We start from the raw sequence: 17,404 nt of genomic DNA on the forward strand, positions 1-17,404 counted from the left end.
GCCTCCCGCACGTCCACGATCAGCGCTGCGCCTTTCTAGGGGGCGGCAGCATGCACCTTTACGGGATCGGCTTCCGTATCGATTGCGTGTCGATCAGTGATGTGTTTCGGTGCAAGGAAGGCCCACACGATGACGAACAGGGCGACGACCAGGGCTGAAGCGACATAGAAGCCGATAAACGTTGCCTCTGGAATGTATCCGTCGGCGCCTGGGACTAGGACGTTCAACACAATCGCGACGGCTATCATCGCCCCGAGGAACTGGACGATGTTTTGCATGCCGATCGTCACCGCCATGTTGTCCTGACGGCCGGCCGACGCAACGAGGGTGTATCCCGTGGTTATGCAGCTCAGGGTCGTAAGGGCGTAGCCGAACACCCACATCCAGGGCATCCACACCTGGTCACTCGCGAACGCGAGCCCGAGGAAGACACCGATCGATGCGGTTCCGGAAACGACCAAGACGGTCTTTGGACCCAATCGCGTGATTCCCCACCTCGTCCAAAGGTATCCCAGTGCGCCGCCGGGAATCAGCGCGAGCAGTACGTATGACGATTCGAGGGCGGACAGTCCGTGGCCGAACCCGGAGGACGTTGGCGTCTGCAGCAGTGCCGGCAGCACGATAAACAGGCCCTGACCGACGAGACTTATCAAGAGGATCCCGGAATATCCAATAAGGGTCTGGCGGAGGTCCATGTTGCGGAACGAGACGAGCGGCTCCTGAGTGCGTCGCTGCTGAATAATCCACGCAGCCAACGTCACGGCGCTTAGGAAAAACGCGCCGAGCACGATGGGTGAAGTCCAGCCAAGGGCGGGCCCTTCGCTGATTCCGATCAGCATTGCTGTGACCCAAATGCCGAGCCCCAGTGCACCGAACCAGTCCAGGCGAACGACTGCACGGGCGGAGGCAGGCGTCTCAGGCGAGACGAAGGCGAGGATCAGCATCACCGCGTACAGAGCGAAGATCACCCAGAAGACGCTTTCCCACGGCAATCCCAATTCAACGATAGCGCCGCCGACAATGAGTGCGAGCGGTACAAAGAAAGTCATCACAGTCGACAGACCCAGCGAGACAAGTCGGATCTGGCGCGCCGTACCGCGTGGACGCAGGAGCCCCCAGCTCAGCGGAATGGCAACAGCGAGGCCCATGAGGAATCGGCCGATAACCAGAGGCAAGAAGCCATGGGCGATCGCGGCCAGGGCGCATCCCACCAGTGCAAGGGCGATGAGGGCGATGAGAACCTTGCGATGCCCGTAAATGTCGCCCATAGGCGCGGTGAGGCCGACGGAGATGACACTGCCGATCATCAGCGCGTTAAGGACCCAGCCAATTTCCGGCCCTGAAAGGCCTGATTCCGTCGCTATCACCCCGACCAACGGCGCCAGGATGCCATATTGGATGTCGAGGGTTATGCCGCTGAGCAGAAGTAGTGCAACTATCGATGTGTTTCGGCCGCTACGGGCCTCGACAAATGTAGATTGGGTCATCTTTGACCATCCTTATTTTGGACCCAGCAGCTGCTGGAGTCGTTATTGCCCGGCATGGCACATGGCACCCCGTCGGGACTTGTGCCGGGATGGAGCCATGCGCCACTACTCGGAGTATTGTTTCTGATCCGCCGGTCCGTTATCGGATCGGGATCACTGCGTTTGTCATGCGTCGGCTTCTCTTTCAATCCTCGGTCGGGAATAACGCTAATAGCGGGCAGCACGCGACCGGGATGTACAACTTGTCGATACCGTCGTAGCGTTGTCCGCGAAGGCATTGACTGTGACCAGTTTTTTGATCTGTAGGGGCGAGGGTACCGGCAGAGCCGGATAGGCGATTCCGATGGCCTTCACTGAACGTCTTTCGATGTTGCTGTACTGGGTGTACATCTCGCCAATGTAAGGGCCAAACAGACGTGAAGCCATTTGTTCTGGACCAAGTATTTTTAGTGCCGTTCCGTGGGGTTCCTCCCCCCGAACCACGCATCCCCACGAACGCAATCTGTTTGAACTGGAAGGGTTTCCGCATCAAACACGTCCGCCGAGTAGTAGTTGTCGAGGGCAACGAAGTCGACGTGGCGGACGACGTCGACGAAAACAGGCTCGTTCATACTAAGACTCCTCACGAGGCTCGGCTCGGGGCTAAAAATTTTCGGCATTGTACGAGGGGGCCCACTGATTCCAATATCTCGTTCTTGCGGCGCGCTGCGGGGTGCCATTGGGAAGAACTCGGCGTCGGGGTCGGTACTCCCTCCTTCTGTCTCGACTCACAGGTCGAACTCGGCCCGCAGCCACGAGACCACGAGTCGAGCGAGGGCCACACGCTTGGTCAAGAACAGATGGTCGGTGTCCAAGATGACCTCGGTGAGGCCGGCGGCGCCTGCTGCCTGGAGGGCCTTGGCGATCGGAACGTGGTGGTACTCCACAGGGGTGCCGGCATCGTGGGCCGCTCCCACCAAGAGCATCTTCTTGCGTGCCAGGCGCGGAGCTTGAGCAATGATGCTGAGGCGATCGAAGTCTTCTTCCCGCATGCCGCGGAGCAACTTCGGTATGTCTACACGACCTGCCGTCTCTGCCGTGACCTCAGCCATCGACGCGGAATTCTCAGGCTGGTCAAGCCATGCTAGATCACGTATAAGCTCGAGGTTTTGCGGAGCCATGGCGATCGCGAAGGCAACGTCGTCGTTCTCGGCGCACGACGCCATCGCAACGCCGCCGCCGCCTCCGCTGAGCCCAAACACCCCGATCTTTGAAGGATCAACGCGATATCCTGCGCCGCTGGGCGTGCGCTGGCCCCGTTCGTCGGCAGTGCGGAGAAACTCAACAGCGGAGTTCACATCCTCCATGGCACTGATTAATGTGTGCTGACCGTTGCCGTCCCACATGCCCCGTGGCTGGAATGTCAGCACGCTAGTGCCGGAGTTCATCAGAGGGATGATCAGGCTCTCTAGTCGGTCCCCACCGTACATCTGGGGAGCGAGGACGAGCGTGCCCTTGGGTTGCTTTCCTTGAGCGATCCACAAGCTGGCATGCACCACTTCACCATTGGTCCGGAAATGAGTGACGAAATGCTCTGGGGGATATTCGGGATCAAGAACCGACGGATCCGCAATCACGTTGTCGACATCGATCAGGGGCTGGTAGTTCATGTTCGTCACTTTCCAATGCATTAGAAATCGGCCAAAAGAATTGCAGAGATGAAGGGAACTCCCACCCGGTTTGCTTCGTCGAGGCACACTCGCGCGTCGAGTCGTGACATGCTGGCGTCGGAGTGCGGTCGCCCTTAATCCATCCGCTTCGTGATGCTGACAGGCGGATTGACGAATCCCTTATAGATGGTTTTGATCAGCAGGGACAGGTGACGCTTTAGGTTGTAAAGTCGCTCGGCCCACCATTTCGCACCGGTTGGTATTAGTGAAATCGACGCCATACCCAAAGTCAAGGACATGTTCCGCACTGCGGAACTGCCTATTGAGAGGTAGCTCTGGGAATTCGAGCTAACTCGCCTACCGGAACACCAGGTTCGTCTAGTGGAACTTGGAGGGACTGGCTGCCAGAAGTCGTCTGCCGTCATCATGAACCGCCTGGTCACACTCAGGCGAGCATGCAGAGGCGCATGCTGGGAGTGTGCCGCCATCGACCTCGCGGCCACTACTGAGCAAGTTACGCTCCATGCGTGCGATTCGACCCTGGGTGCATCGCACCTTACCCATTGTCGCGCCGTCGACCTCATAATCGGTGTTCCCAAAAAGATTGATCTATGGCGGAGTCATTTGCCGCGCAACTGTTGTCTGTCCGGGGCCGCAACGCGGCGTTGCGCGCTCTAAGCGCCATCATGGCGAGGGCTCCGAGTAAGGGACCTGGAGCAAGCAGGAGAAAAGCAAACTGCCAGCCAAGCATGTCGGCAGCCAAGGGGACAATTTGGATTGGCGCAACTGTCAGGGAAAAACCGATGGCGGTTTGGATTGTTAGTGCTGAGCCGGTGTATTGGTGATCGACGCTCTCGCTGAGTGCTGCGGAGAACACACCTGAGTCCGCGATCACGGAGGCGCCCCACACAATGCAGAATCCCATCAAGATGATCCAGGGCAGACCGAAGAGAAGGGGCGAGATCAAGCAACAGGTACCGCTAATCAGAAGGGCGCCCCCTGCGGCCAGGGGCGGCCCGAATCGATCGGCAAGCCACCCGCCTATGAGGCACCCGCCGACTCCGGCAACACCGATCGCCAGGAAAGCGCCAAGACTGAGACCGTTCCCGAGTGTATTGCCGTGTACGAGTTCACTGGCGACCATGAAGGAGGGGAGCCAGGTCCAGACGGCATAGAGTTCCCACATGTGGCCGAAGTATCCAAAATTGATGAGTCGTGGTGTCGAGTGACGAAATAGCTCGACGATGTATCGTGGGCTGGGTCTAGCCATTCCAGCGTGAAGATAGGGTCCTGGTCGCACCCAGATGAGGGCGACCGCTGCTCCTGTGCCGGACACGAGAGCGGCGGAACCGAGAACAACCTTCCAATTGAGGGATCCGAGGCCGCTGATCAGATGGGGAAATGACGACCCCAATGTCAGGGCCCCGAGTAGGAGCCCCATGGATTTGCCGCGGCGGGCCGGCTGTGACCATGATGCCACCAACTTCATTCCAACCGGATACACCCCGGCGAGGAAGATTCCTGTAAGTACACGCAGCGGCAACGCGGCTGCGAAATCCCCGACCAGCAAGGCAAGTGCTCCTGTTGTCAGGGCTGCCGCTCCTGCGCTTGCTGCCAGGAGCAGATGGGGTCTTATTCGGTCTGCCAGGTTGAGGAAAGCGGAGGCAAGTGCGCCGACTGCGAATCCGACCTGAACGGAAGCCGTAAGCCAGACGGCCTCGATGGAACTGATGCCCCATTCGGTCCGGAGCGTCGGCACAACGGCTGAAGCGGAAAACCAGACCCCGAGTGCGAGCACTTGAACCATCGCGATGAGTGCCAATTGTCGTCCTGCTTTAGGTTTGCTCAAATGCGTCTCCTCCTCATCTTCGCCGTCGTGGGTGGCTGCAGCTATGGGTCGGCTATTCGGGGCGCGTCATTCTGCATGATTGGTGGCGAGGTCTTCTCCCGGGATGACCTCGCCAATGAACGCGGTGCGGCATTCTTGGCGGGCGCTCTCTGCATCGAACATGGCAGTTACGTGCGTGAGGACCAGGGTGCGCACGCCAGCTTCGGCCGCTAGCTTGCGCAGAACAGAGCAGGTTCGAGCTGGGAACAGGCGTCGCCCCCGTTGCGTCAAGCGGGCAAAAAGGCTGAACCTGTCTTTATTGCAGCAGCCGACGCACTGTACCCTCGCTAGGCGCGCTGTCGAATTGTCGCAGGCGATGGGCGAGAACCGCGGCCTCTCGTTTCATCCACTCCGCAACTTGTGACCGTCGAGGCTCGGACAAGCGGGCAGCGATCGCGTCCACACTAAAGGCTGCTATCGCGGTCCCTGTTGCGCTGAGCACCGGGACTCCAAGGCCTTCCGCGCCCGGCACGAGCATGGCCGGCGTTTGTGTATACCCGCGGACCCGCGCCCGTTGGATCAGCATGGGGAGTTCGGCCGGATCCGGAACGGGGCCTGCGGCGAGTTCGACACTAGGCAACGAGACGAGCAGTCGTTCGACCTCGTCCGGGTCTGCCCACGCCAGTAGCGCAAGGCTACCCGCGCACGAGCCGAGGATGCGGCGTTCGCCGATATTCGTTGTGACGGCTCGGATGGGGAATGTCCCGAGCACTCGGTCGATACAGACTGCTTGAGCTCCGGCCTTAACAGTGAGGTAGACGGTGTCTCCGGTCAGTTCTGCCAGTCGGAGTAGGTGCGGCGCAGCCAAGTTGAGGAAGCCGTGACGGTCTGATGCGGCCAGTCCGAGTGCCACGAGTGGGTACCCGAGGACATAAGTGGCGTTCTGCTCATCGAGTTCAACCCAGCCAAGGTTGCACAGCGTCCCGAGGAGCCTGTGCGTTGTCGTCTTGGATAACCCCGTGGCGACGGCAACGTCGGTCAACCGGCTTCCGGCCTTACCGGCGTCGGCGATAGCTTGCACGATCGCAGCAGCGCGTTCCACGCTGCGGATTGAGGTCGTTGACTCGTCGACCAATGCCCTTCTCCTTCCCACTGTTTTGCACCCACTCAGTCAGTACGGCCTAGTCACCGCTGCCGGACCTCACCACTTAAGAGTCAACATGCCGGCATCGAAGCCTTGCCTGTCCTCGCCAAGCCTGGAGCGGGAGAGCGCGGTGGCGCCGCTGCCACCAGAATATAGGTCCGCCACCGCAGCGTCTTATACGAGGGTCGTTACCACGTCGACAGGCCGAATCAACGTGTCCCGGATCGGAGAACGCTTCTGCACCGCCTCGACGAGTTCCTCCAGATCCTGACGGCTGGCACCTGGTGCCTTCACATCGATTTTCACTCGGATCTGTCTGGCCCCGGGCGCCTCCTCAGGGGCGACACCCAAGAAGGACGCCAGATCGAAGTCGGCTTCGAGTTCCAGATGGTAACTTTCAAGCTCGATGTTACGAGACGCGGCATTGGCTACGAGTGTCACCGTGTAGCACCCTGCCAACGCCTGAAGCACATACTCTGCCGGAGAAACGGCGGTGTCGGCGCCCAAAAGCTGAGCAGGTTCGTCGCTGCTCATGGTGAATTTGCCCCGGCGTGAGTCGTCGACGCTGCCCGCCTGAGTCAGACCGCCGGTGGTCGACTGCAGCCGGAATCCGTTCTCCCACACCCCATTTACGGCAAACGTGACCTTACCAAGAGAGCGGTTGGCCCGAACTGCGTCGATAGTGTCCCTAAGACCACCGAGATCGACTCCATTTACCGCCTGCGTTGTTTCCATCTTGTTCCTCACTCCTGTTTCGGACCCAATGAGCGGAAAGTGTCCGCGCCGGTTCTTGTCAGTGAAATCGACGCGAAACCCAAAGTCAAGCGCATGTTCCGCTATGCGGAACCACTCCTGACGAAATGCCCAGTGGGATGAGTTCTAATGTCCTAATTCGGAATACGTGATCTGACTAGTGGAAATTGGGAAGTGGAATTGCCAGGGGTCGTCTAAATCTGGCTGGCGTAACGCTGTAGTATGGCTGGTTTCAAGACGAGGTAAGGCGCAGTGGCGATTCCCAAGTCGAGCGTCGTCCTTAGGGGGCGGCACAGGTCTGGATGATAGGCGGCGGCCTGAATTGTGGCTTGCCAGCTTAGTTGGCGAGACTGACAACCCAGTTGGCGAGCCGAGGAGCGCGGCGGGTGCGGGAATTCGGGTGGCGTTTGTTGGCCAACGGTGCGGGCAGCGCGCCTGTATGAGCAGATCTCGAGCGTCTCGCGTTGCCACTAGAATTGGCGGAAAGTTCGTTCCCGCGGAGTGCAGGGTCGGGCTGCGTCGCCCAGGCCAAACGCCGACCCGGTCCAACGCGCACCATTCGCGGCTCGCGTGACCGGTCGGAACCGGCGATTCGCTGACTCGCTGGAAAAATTCGCCATATCGTTTGGCAATTCGCCAACAAGGCTGACAATCCACATGAATCACTCATTCAACTCGCCAGCTTTAGCTTGATCCACCTATCCGCTTGGGACGAGGATCTGAATTCGGTTTCGGCGGTTTCGGCGGTTTCGGCGGGTTTGCGGCCTTCGGGCTTGGCTGATTCCGGGCCTTGCTGCCCTGTGGTGTTCCGCGGTTGGTCCTGGTTGCGCCGTGTGGCTGGGTTGACGGGGTTCAGGCTGGTTGGGGCGGCGGGTAGAGGTGGTCGAATAGGGCCTGCCATGGTGTTTGCCAGGGCCAGGCTTCGGGGAGGTGGAGCCGTGTTTTCCGGGCGCTGGTGGCGATGCGGGCCGGGACATGGATGAGTTTGCGGCGGATCGTCCCGGTCCGTGCTTTGCGGAAGGGCCCTGCGGCGAGGAGCCAGGCCGAGTTCGCGGGAAAAACACCTGATGACATATGAGCCAGTGCGCTGTCCTTCAGGTCGGCATTGACCTGCTCGATGATGGCGTGGTTGCGGTGGGTTTTGTCCGCCGAAGACCGTGTCGGTGTTTTCGATCGTTTCCCACGCCGTCTCAGGGATCCCGGCGATGGCGCGTTTCACGGCCGGGTCCATGTGCATGGTCAGCGAGACGTACGCCCCGCCGGCCAGCGCCACGGCCACCGAATCATGGCCATAGAAGGCCGAATCGAACCGGCAGAGCACCCGCCCGCCGGTCTGCAGACGTTTGAGCGTGGACAGGGCATCGGTAATCCGGCGTTTGGCGCCGCGGGCCGAGTTCGCTGCTCCCTTTCGCAGCCGCTGGGCCAGGACCACCGGGGTGGTGTCCTTCGTGGAAACGGCGGCCAGCAGCGCGTTCAGCCGGCGGACCCCGGAGTACGCGTATCCGGAGCCCACTTTGGAGTAGTCGTGGACGTCGATGATCGTGTCATCGACATCCACGGATACGAAGTCCTCCGCGCCACAGGTTCCCAGCAAAGGTGCCCGGGATGCGAGATTTCCTGGGAAGCGGGACGCGACCGCGTCGAGCTGACGGACGTGCCCGAACGTGAAGGACCGCAGGAACGAACCCAGGTCGAGGGCGCGTAGCAGGCGTTGAAGAGCCGCTTCATCCCGCCTTGGCGCAGCACGGCCATATCGTCGATACTTTCCGCGCCGGCGACCATCCCCGCCACCAGAGACGCGACCTTCAGCCCGGCATTCGCACCCTTGTCCGTCGGGACCGACAGCCAGTTGTCGGCGAGTTCGTGGAGCCCGGCGTCCCCGGGCCAGGGTCATGACCGGCAGCAGCCCGGCCGCAGACACGAGATTCGGCTCGTCGAAGGAAACTGACACCGCGGACGGCTTGTGGGAAACCTGCACCTACGAGGCGCTCCTCTTTTCGGTGGTCAATGTGCTCGAGACAAGCTCCATTTTCCTTGAAAAGGCGGGCATCTCGGTTTAGAACGCCGTCGGCGCCCCAACCAATATCGGTGGATCACGGCTAAGCCTTGGACTTCGCATTGTTCTTGTACCGGGCAGCATCCCTGTAGGCCGTCGGTGGCATCCCATTCCATCGTTTGAAGGCGATGGTGAAGCTCGTTGGGTCTGTGTAGCCAAGAGCGCGGGATATCCGTGCTACAGAGTGATCCGTTTTCGAGAGCAGATCGGCGGCGAGGTCACCCAGGGCTTTGTCCCGGAGCTGGGCAAAGTCGTCACCGGTTAGTTCGAGCTTGCGTTGCAGGGTGCGGGGGGAGACCCGCAGTGTTGCGGCCACATTTGCCAGTTTGCGGTTTAGCTCCGGCGCGGCTCTTATGGTCTTCATGACAGTGTCGGGCCAGTCGCCGGTTGCCCTGAGATTGTCAAGAATTTGGTGATCCGCTTTGAGCCAAGCTTCGTGTTGAAAGGCGTTGCCGAAGGGGAGCTCCTGTACCGATGTTTCAGGAGCCCACCAGAGCCGTAGTGCGTCGGATCCGCAGTCGATGGCGCACGGGACGAAGGGGAAAATCTCAGGGGAGGCTTCTGCGAGAGGGAATTCGACCCGGGTGAAGGGGAAAGGGCCGCCGTACATCCACGTGAACGTTCGGGCAATGACGCAGAAATCGCGGTAGACGCTGAACGGGATGAGCTCTGCAGGAGTATCGGGGTAGGTGTACTCCATGCCAGTCACCGTGCCATCCGATGTCCGGAGAGGCGTAATTTCCATCAGGCCGGGGGCATAGTCTGTTGAGCTGCCAGCTTCTACCCAGGCCGCAATGGTCGGCGCCGTAGCGAGGGCCAATCCGCGAATACCGAAGGATCCCAGTGTGTAGGCCTGTGCGGCCTTCACCCAGAGGTCTACACGATCTTTTGTGAGAGCGACGAACTGCAGTTGGAAGGCCAACTCCTTCTTCGCAGGAATAGTGCCTCCCGGGCGGTCGATCGCGTCGGGGTCGATTTCTGCGTTTGTGAGCGCAGTTTGCCAATCAAGATCCGCGTCTTTCAACACTGCGCATAGTGCGTGAACGCTGAAGTTGGGTAGTCGCAAATTCTGATAAGAGCTTAGTTTCACTGCTGCCCACTTTCACCGTTGAGGAAGAGACGCTCCAGTCTTTCAGGGCCCCGGGGCGAGGAGTCGCAACGGCCGAGCATGTGAAGCACGTCACCAGCTTTGCATCCCACGCCATGTATTCACAAGCGGCCCTAGCCTGACGCAGTTTCCCATCTGTTTGGCATGTCTTGCCATGCCGCTTACCTCACCTACCCACCTAACGTTGAAGCCCTGAGCAAGGGCCGGCAGTGAAGCCGGCGCACTGATATCAAAGGAGATCCGGTGAGCATATCCATCGCCCAAAGCCTTGAACCGGCAATCACTGCCGACGAATTCAAGGCGGCATTCCGTAACCATCCCGGTGGGGTCGCTGTCATTACGGCTGATGCGGGCAACGGGCCGGTCGGCCTGACAGCAACGTCTGTTATTTCGGCCAGCGCAGAACCTGCGATTCTGGCATTCTCAGTATCGGAATTTTCGTCCAGTACCCCGACCATTCTCAGTGCAGACACTGTCGTTGTGCATCTACTGAGCGCTGAACAAGTGGACATTGCCAAGCTCTGCGCCACCAGCGGCATCGACCGTTTTGCTGACACCTCTCTCTGGTCGCGACTGGAGACTGGAGAGCCCTACTTTGTGCAGGCCCAGGCCTGGATCCGGGGCAGGATCATCAACTCGATGGCAGCCGGCGGGTCGTCCATCGTGGCTGTCGAGGCGCTGCAGGCGTCGCCGGCGCTGTCAGGCGACGCGGCACCCGGGGACCCGCTGGTCTATCACAACCGGCGTTGGCACGCCCTTGGGGATGCATCCCAGATCTGAACCGTGACCCTGTTGGTCGTAAGAAATCCAACCCGTTCTACACCCAATTTTCATCTCCCGAAAGGACTGCGGTTATGAGCATCGCATCTAACGAAACTGCCACCGACCATCCCGTTGATCGCGACTTCGTCGCGGATTACACCGTCGAGCGTGACAGTAGCCCGATGGTCGGAGGCGATAACGCTTTCAAGGTCGCGATCTTCGGGGCGAACGTCTCGACCGGGCAAGGCGGCCTGAACTTCGCGGAGAACTCGATCAAGCTTGGCAACTGGGGCGAGGTGCAGCATCTTGCGCAGAAGGCGGACCGGTACGGAGTGGACGGATTCATCCCCATCGCGCGCTGGCAGGGGCTCGCAGGTCCCGACCGCCCCTGGGGCCGTCAGTTCGAGACGTTCACCTGGGCGGCAGGACTCGCCGCAGTGACGCAGAACATTCAGATCATCGCAACATGCAACGTGCAGTTCATGAACCCCGTGATGGGCGCGAAGATGGTAACCACCATTGACCACATCAGCGGCGGCCGCATGGGGCTCAACGTAACAGCGGGTTACTTCAAGCCCGAGTACGATATCTTCGGCGTGGAACTCCCCGAGCACGACGTGCGCTACGAACTCGCCGACGAGTGGATTGAGATCGCCGAGCGCCTGTGGGCGAACGAGGAGCAGCAGTTCGACTTCGACGGCAAATTCTTCAATCTGAAGGGTGCGCAGGCGTACCCGAAGCCGGTGCAGTCCCCTCGCCCGATGGTGATGAGTGCCGGTTCAAGCCCCGCAGGGCAGGAGTTCGCGTTCAAGCACGCAAACGTCCTGTTCGCGTCGGTTGCCAGCGTCGAGCACAGCGGGGAGATCACTCCAAAAATCCGGCAGAAAGCTGACGCGGCCGGTCGCGAGGACCTCGGCCTGTGGGCGGGCGCGCACATCATCGTCAAGGACACCGAGAAGGAAGCACGCGCCTACGCCGACTACGTAACAGAGAGCACCGACTGGGAGAGCGCGCTTCGCTATCGCGAGATCATCCGCAGCGGCACCCAGAGCTTCAACTGGGATGAGTACAAGCAGTCCGAGGACTACAAGCGTGACGAGTCGGTGAGGGCCTTTGGCCGCGCGGCACTCATGCCGATCACTGGTACCCCTGAGATGGTCGTCGAGGAGCTGCAGAAGTTGCAGGCCTCGGGCATCACGGGCATCTGCACCGGCCTCGTCGACTATGACGAGGGCCTCGACCGGCTGAACGAGCAGATCTTCCCGCTGATGCGCGAGGCGGGCCTGCGCGCCTGACGACGAAGCGTCCATCCACGAAGGAGTGAACACAGATGACTTTTCCTGATCCTAAGAAATTCCAACTCGTCGTCGCGGGACCGAACGAGTCCGGCGAAGCCGACTTCCTCGAAGTCGGCCCGGCCGCCGAGTTCGACTTCCCCGGCGTGGCAGCGGGTGCCTTTTTCTGGGCTGTGGACGGGGGCCACAGCAAAACGAACTTCGGTGCCCCTCCAAGCAAGGTCGCCCTCGCAGGACCCAATGGATCCACCTTCGGCATCAGCAGCTTCCCCGCGAACTCTTCGGGGGAGGTGGACGCGGCGACGCTGGACGAAAGCATGACCGCCACCGACGACGACGGCGACGCCGGGATGCACGCGAGCGACACCATCGACTACGAGGTGGTCATCTCGGGCAAGGTGGACCTCGTACTCCCCGGAGGGAAGAAGCGCACGCTCGTTCCGGGAGACCTGCTCGTCATGGCCGGCGTGCCCCATGCCTGGAAGAACCCGTACGACGAGGACTGCGTCTACGTCGTGGTCACCGTCGGTTTCAACACCCCCGAGGTCGCATCATGAGTCTGACCTCACCCGGCAAGGCGTTGCGTGCAGTCTTCGACAGTCCCGAGACGGCGCTGGTGCCGTTCGGCGCCTTGCCGCTCCACGCTCAGATGGCGCAGCACGCGGGCTTCGACGCGTTCCAGCTCTCCGGCGGCATGTCTGCCTGGTGGCAGGGTGTCTCCGACACGGGATGGCTCACCCTGACCGAGGTGGTTGAGCATGCAAAGCGCACTGCCCGCGCCGCTGACATTCCCATCTATTGCGACGCCGATACTGGCTTCGGTGCGCCCATCAACGTGCAGCGCACGGTGTCCGAGTTCATCGACGCGGGCGTCGCCGGAATCCACATTGAGGATCAGCGGGAGCCCAAGAAATCGGGCGGTGTGGCCGGGATCGAATTGGTTTCCGACGCCGAGGCCATCGGACGACTGAACGCCGCCGTCGAAGCCCGCGACAGGTTGGACAAAGATTTCGTTATCGTCGCCCGCACCGACGGCTACGGTGCCGCCGGAGGCGGCGTCGACGAGGCGATCCGCCGCGCGCAGGTCTACAAAGCCGAGACCGGCGCGGACGTCATCTTCTACGAGGGATTCCATACCTGGGAGCAGGCCGAACTCGCGCTGAAGGAGACACCCGGACCCGCCTACGCCGTCGGGGTTCCGCTGATCGGACGTAAGACCGTCGCCGAGATGACCGCGATCGGCCAGGCGATTCAGCCCGTGGCTTTCGTGCTACCGGGGGTCAAAGAGGTTTGGCGCCTGCTCATGCAGGTCAAGGAATCGGGCGAGGCCACACCCATCGGCGAGTACATCGACCACTTGAACGATGGCCCCGACAGCATCGGCTGGGGCGCAATGTTCGGCCGTCCCTTGACCGACTACGTGCGTGAAACCGAGGACAGGTTCCTCCCGCAGGAATCGCGCCGCAACTATGACAACAACGTCCACGTTGGAGAGAGCTACTAATGAATGAGGAGAAATTGATGATGAAGGACAAAGCCGGCCTCGTCACCGGCGCAGGCTCGGGCATTGGCCGGGCAGGTGCCCTGGCGTTCGCAAAGAACGGCGCGCGCGTAGTGGTGTCCGATATTGATGAGGCAGCCGGGCGCGAAACGGTGGAGATCATCGCAGCATCTGGTGGGAAGGCTGTCTTCTTCCAGTGCGATGTCAGCGACGAGGAGCAGGTCAAGGCCCTTGTCGACGCGACGGTGTCCAACTTCGGGCAGCTGGACTTCGCTTTCAACAATGCCGGGATGAACGGTGTCTTCGCACCTATTGGGGAGACCGACAGCGCGACCTGGGACCGGGTCATGAAGGTGAACCTGTACAGCACCTTCTACTGCCTGAAGCACGAAGTCAACGCGATGCTGAAGACCGGAGGCGGTGCGATCGTCAACACTGCGTCTGCTGCGGGCCTCGTCGGAATCGCCAACAACGCCCCGTACACCGCCTCGAAGTTCGGCGTCGTCGGCATTACGAGGAACGCGGCCATGGACTACGGCCCCCTTGGCATCCGTATCAACGCTCTCACCCCGGGGTCGACGACGAGTCCCATGATGAAAAACGCCTTCGAGCAGAACCCGCCCGAATTCCGGGAAAGGATTCTGTCGGCGATTCCGATGCGCGGGCTGGCCGAACCCGAGGATCAGGCAGATGCGGTTGTGTGGCTCTGCTCTGACCAGGCCCGCATGGTAACCGGGATTTCCCTGGCGGTCGACGGCGGCTGGTTGGCCGGAAAGTAAGTGGCACTGCCATCCGGATTAAAAGAAATGGAGCAACTGAAAATGACCAATCTTGATTTCAAGGGCCGGGTGGCAATCGTCACTGGCGCGGGGCAGGGAATGGGCCGCGAGCACGCAAAGATGCTCGCCTCCCGCGGAGCGCGGGTGGTCGTCAATGACGTCAACGCGGCGAATGCGGCCGAAGCTGTGGCCGAGATAACCAACGCAGGCGGCACCGCAGTGGTTGACAGCCATAACGTCGTCAACGAGGCGCCTGAGATCGTCCAGACCGCCCTCGATTCCTTTGGGCAGCTTGACATCGTCGTGAATAACGCCGGGATTAACGCGTTCGGCCGCTTCTGGGAGATGGAATCCGATACGTGGTGGCGCATCTTCGACGTGGCCGTTAAAGGCGTGGTCGGAGTCTCGCGTGCAGCCATGCCACACCTCATTGCCTCAGGCAGTGGCCGGCTTATCAACATCTCCTCGAACGGGGTCATGGGCGTGCCAACCGACTCGGCCTACAACGCCGCCAAGGCCGCCATCTGGGGTCTCGGCATCACCCTCGCCGCCGAGGCCCGCGAGGTGGGAGTTCAAGTCACCACCCTGATGCCGGTGGCCTTGACGCCGATGACGGAGGACGCCTTCCCCAACCCTGTCATTAAGGACGCCATGCGCACGACGGTTCCGGCGAGCTCGGTGTCTGCCTTCGTGGCGTGGCTGGCACACCAGGACACAACAGTCTTCGGCGAAACGTTTGAGATCGCCGGAGTCGCAGCCGGTCGCGTGGCAATTGCCGGCATGCCGCGAATGAAGGTCGAAGCACCTACGCCCGAGAGCTGGGCCGACAGCGGGGAGGCGCTCATGAAGGACGGCGACCTGCGGGCATTCCGCACCGCGAGCGAGTCGTTCCGTGACCAGATGGTGTACTTGGCGCCCGAACTGGACGAGGTCCTCCCGGCCAACGCAGCAGACGTCTCAAGGTGACCGCGTCGCTGCATCACCATCTCTTAGCGGCAAAGTCACGGCCAAAACTGGCTCTCAACTCAAAACAAGGATTCTCATGAAGATCGGCATTCTAGGAGCAGGTTCGATAGGCGCCACACTCGCCCGCAAGCTGAGTGGAGCCGGCCATGATGTTAAGGTTGCGAACTCCCGCGGCCCCGAAACCATCAATTCCGACATTGTGGCATCGGGTGCCCGACCAGTAGAGGCAAGCAGCGCTGTCACCGACGTCGATGTCCTCATCACGTCCATTCCGCTCAGCCGGATGCCCGAGGTCAAAACTCTTATCACCGGCCTCCCGGCCAACACCGTCATCATCGATACATCCAACTACTACCCACTGCGTGATGGGCGGGTGGAAGCCCTGGAAGACGGGAAGGTCGAAAGCGTCTGGATTACCGAGCAGCTCGGGCGCCCGGTTGCGAAGGCCTGGAACGCCATCACGGCCGGGTCCTTCGAAGCCTATGGAAGAGAAGATGGGGATCCCGACCGGATCGCGATCCCTGTGGCCGCGGATCGCGATCGCGACAAAGCGGTAGCAATGGCCCTCGTCGAGGAGACCGGGTTTGACGCGGTCGACGCCGGATCCCTGGCGGACTCCTGGCGCCAGCAGCCCGGAGCGCCCAGCTATTGCACCGACTTTACGCGCCAGAAGTTGCCCGAGGCCCTTGCCGCCGCTGATAAGGCCCGGCTCCCGCAGCGACGGGACATCGCGCTTGCAGCCATCACCGAACGGTTCCCGGACTATTCGGAAGTCACCGCCGACTACCTTGTCCGACTGCATCGGGCCATCTACAGCTGAACTCGTGACAATTCACCGTCGGCCGCAGGCCAAGGAGCAGAAGTGAACCGTAAGGAAGATGTAGTCATCGTGGGGGCTGCCCGGACTCCCCAGGGCAGGTTGATGGGCCAGCTCGCCTCGGTGTCCGCCGTCGAGCTCGGCGGGGTTGCAATCGCTGCCGCTTTGGACAGGGCAGGCATCAGTGCTGATGCTGTTGACGCCGTTGTCATGGGCCAGGTGATCCAGGCAGGGGCCGGCCAGAACCCTGCGCGGCAGGCAGCCGTAGCCGGGGGGATCCCGCTCTGTGCCCACGCTGTCACCGTTAATAAGGTGTGCCTGTCCGGGCTGAGCGCGATCATCGAAGCCAGCCGGCTGCTCCAGCTTGGAGAAGCGGAAGTGGTCATCGCAGGAGGCCAGGAATCAATGAGCAATGCCCCGCATCTGCTTCCCGGTTCGCGCGCCGGGCACTTGTACGGGGACGCCGTGCTGACAGACGCCCTTGCCGGCGACGGACTCACCGATGCCTTCGACCACGAGTCAATGGGCCTCAACACTGATCGTGCCAATGACTTACTCGGCATCGGGCGCGCCGAGCAGGACAAGGCCGCTGCAGACTCCCACCGGCGGGCAGCAGCGGCCCAGGACGCAGGGTACTTCGATACGGAAATTGTTCCGGTCAAAGTGCCTCGTCGTCGGGGAGCGCCTGAACTGGCCGGCAGCGACGAGGGCGTCCGGCCGGACAGCACTGAGGATTCCCTCAGCAAACTTCGGCCGGCCTTTTCCCCCACAGGTACCGTCACGGCGGGCAACGCCTCGCCGCTCACGGATGGCGCTGCCGCCGTCGTTCTGACCACGCGCGGCTATGCGGAAGCCCACGGTTTAGAGGTCGTGGCGGTACTCGGGGCACATGGACAGATCGCAGGTCCGGACACATCACTGCCAGACAAACCCGCCCAGGCCATTGCGAAGGCGCTCGGAGCCGCAGGTTGGACCGTGGGGGAGCTGGACTTCATGGAGATTAACGAGGCGTTCGCCTCCGTGGCGCTCCACTCGGCGGCGCAGCTCGGAATTGGGATGGACAGGGTCAACGTCAACGGCGGTGCCATTGCTCTCGGACACCCCATCGGCGCCTCGGGGGCACGTGTCGTCGTCTCGGCCGTGTACGAACTCCAGCGCCGCGGAAGGGGCAAGGCCGCGGTGGCCCTGTGTGGTGGAGGCGGGCAGGGCGAGGCACTGCTCCTGTCCCTGGGCTGATAGATGACTGGAGTATTTGAGCC

At 61.4% G+C, this 17,404-nt stretch carries 17 protein-coding genes and 1 pseudogene; 10 read left to right on the plus strand and 8 right to left on the minus strand.

The features are described from left to right. Positions 1-35: 35 nt before the first annotated feature. The 4 genes from LDO15_RS08835 to LDO15_RS08850 all read right to left on the minus strand — a co-directional run bounded on the left by LDO15_RS08835 (position 36) and on the right by LDO15_RS08850 (position 4,985). Positions 36-1,487 carry an MFS transporter gene (locus tag LDO15_RS08835; protein ID WP_223986092.1) on the minus strand — a complete coding sequence of 484 codons (1,452 nt, stop codon included), beginning with the start codon at positions 1,485-1,487 and terminating at the stop codon, positions 36-38. 446 nt (positions 1,488-1,933) lie between these two features. After that, positions 1,934-2,098 carry a hypothetical protein gene (locus LDO15_RS08840; RefSeq protein WP_223986095.1) on the minus strand — a complete coding sequence of 55 codons (165 nt, stop codon included), beginning with the start codon at positions 2,096-2,098 and terminating at the stop codon, positions 1,934-1,936. A 156-nt stretch (positions 2,099-2,254) separates the two neighbouring features. Continuing rightward, on the minus strand, positions 2,255-3,136 hold the full coding sequence (locus LDO15_RS08845; RefSeq protein ID WP_223986097.1) for a hypothetical protein: 882 nt from the start codon (positions 3,134-3,136) through the stop codon (positions 2,255-2,257). 580 nt (positions 3,137-3,716) lie between these two features. Continuing rightward, positions 3,717-4,985, minus strand: coding sequence for an MFS transporter (locus LDO15_RS08850; RefSeq protein WP_223986099.1), 1,269 nt, complete (start codon positions 4,983-4,985; stop codon positions 3,717-3,719). On the opposite strand from LDO15_RS08850, the gene LDO15_RS08855 reads away from it, so the two are divergent. Further along, positions 4,986-5,198 (plus strand): hypothetical protein, encoded by a 213-nt coding sequence (locus tag LDO15_RS08855; RefSeq protein WP_223986101.1) that lies wholly within the window; start codon positions 4,986-4,988, stop codon positions 5,196-5,198. A gap of 82 nt (positions 5,199-5,280) precedes the next feature. Here the strand turns inward: LDO15_RS08855 and LDO15_RS08860 are convergent, their stop codons facing one another. The 3 genes and pseudogenes from LDO15_RS08860 to LDO15_RS08870 all read right to left on the minus strand — a co-directional run bounded on the left by LDO15_RS08860 (position 5,281) and on the right by LDO15_RS08870 (position 8,767). Continuing rightward, positions 5,281-6,099, minus strand: a complete 819-nt coding sequence (locus tag LDO15_RS08860) for an IclR family transcriptional regulator (RefSeq protein ID WP_223986103.1) — start codon at positions 6,097-6,099, stop codon at positions 5,281-5,283. Positions 6,100-6,282: 183 nt separating this feature from the next. Continuing rightward, the gene (locus LDO15_RS08865; RefSeq protein WP_223986105.1) at positions 6,283-6,843 is read right to left on the minus strand and encodes an OsmC family protein; all 561 of its coding nucleotides are present in this window, start codon (positions 6,841-6,843) and stop codon (positions 6,283-6,285) included. Between the two features lie 870 nt (positions 6,844-7,713). After that, positions 7,714-8,767: pseudogene (locus tag LDO15_RS08870) on the minus strand (IS1380 family transposase). On the opposite strand from LDO15_RS08870, the gene LDO15_RS08875 reads away from it, so the two are divergent. Beyond that, on the plus strand, positions 8,754-8,921 hold the full coding sequence (locus LDO15_RS08875) for a hypothetical protein (RefSeq protein ID WP_223987713.1): 168 nt from the start codon (positions 8,754-8,756) through the stop codon (positions 8,919-8,921). The pseudogene LDO15_RS08870 and the gene LDO15_RS08875 sit on opposite strands and share 14 nt — an antisense overlap. A 39-nt stretch (positions 8,922-8,960) precedes the next feature. Here LDO15_RS08875 and LDO15_RS08880 read toward each other — a convergent pair whose 3' ends face one another. After that, entirely contained in the window at positions 8,961-9,944 is a 984-nt protein-coding gene (locus tag LDO15_RS08880; RefSeq protein ID WP_223986107.1) for an AraC family transcriptional regulator, read from the minus strand. A gap of 324 nt (positions 9,945-10,268) precedes the next feature. Between LDO15_RS08880 and LDO15_RS08885 the strand changes: the two genes are divergently transcribed. The 8 genes from LDO15_RS08885 (at position 10,269) to LDO15_RS08920 (ending at position 17,381) form a co-directional block, all read left to right on the plus strand. Continuing rightward, the gene (locus tag LDO15_RS08885; protein WP_223986109.1) at positions 10,269-10,805 is read left to right on the plus strand and encodes a flavin reductase family protein; all 537 of its coding nucleotides are present in this window, start codon (positions 10,269-10,271) and stop codon (positions 10,803-10,805) included. A gap of 74 nt (positions 10,806-10,879) precedes the next feature. Next, positions 10,880-12,082: an LLM class flavin-dependent oxidoreductase gene (locus LDO15_RS08890; protein ID WP_223986112.1), complete on the plus strand. Its 1,203-nt coding sequence runs from the start codon at positions 10,880-10,882 to the stop codon at positions 12,080-12,082. Between the two features lie 35 nt (positions 12,083-12,117). Next, positions 12,118-12,639: a cupin domain-containing protein gene (locus LDO15_RS08895; RefSeq protein ID WP_223986115.1), complete on the plus strand. Its 522-nt coding sequence runs from the start codon at positions 12,118-12,120 to the stop codon at positions 12,637-12,639. Next, complete coding sequence (locus tag LDO15_RS08900) at positions 12,636-13,586, plus strand: isocitrate lyase/PEP mutase family protein (protein ID WP_223986118.1); 951 nt, start codon at positions 12,636-12,638, stop codon at positions 13,584-13,586. Before LDO15_RS08895 ends, LDO15_RS08900 begins: the two co-directional genes overlap by 4 nt. Before the next feature lie 17 nt (positions 13,587-13,603). Further along, positions 13,604-14,362, plus strand: a complete 759-nt coding sequence (locus LDO15_RS08905; RefSeq protein ID WP_223987226.1) for a glucose 1-dehydrogenase — start codon at positions 13,604-13,606, stop codon at positions 14,360-14,362. Positions 14,363-14,404: 42 nt separating this feature from the next. Continuing rightward, positions 14,405-15,328 (plus strand): SDR family NAD(P)-dependent oxidoreductase, encoded by a 924-nt coding sequence (locus LDO15_RS08910; protein ID WP_223986121.1) that lies wholly within the window; start codon positions 14,405-14,407, stop codon positions 15,326-15,328. Between the two features lie 76 nt (positions 15,329-15,404). Continuing rightward, positions 15,405-16,148, plus strand: coding sequence for an NAD(P)-binding domain-containing protein (locus tag LDO15_RS08915; RefSeq protein WP_223986123.1), 744 nt, complete (start codon positions 15,405-15,407; stop codon positions 16,146-16,148). 42 nt (positions 16,149-16,190) lie between these two features. Further along, positions 16,191-17,381 carry an acetyl-CoA C-acetyltransferase gene (locus LDO15_RS08920; protein ID WP_223986125.1) on the plus strand — a complete coding sequence of 397 codons (1,191 nt, stop codon included), beginning with the start codon at positions 16,191-16,193 and terminating at the stop codon, positions 17,379-17,381. Positions 17,382-17,404 lie beyond the last annotated feature (23 nt).

Origin of the sequence: Arthrobacter sp. NicSoilB8, from assembly GCF_019977355.1 — a bacterium.
Lineage (GTDB): Bacteria > Actinomycetota > Actinomycetes > Actinomycetales > Micrococcaceae > Arthrobacter.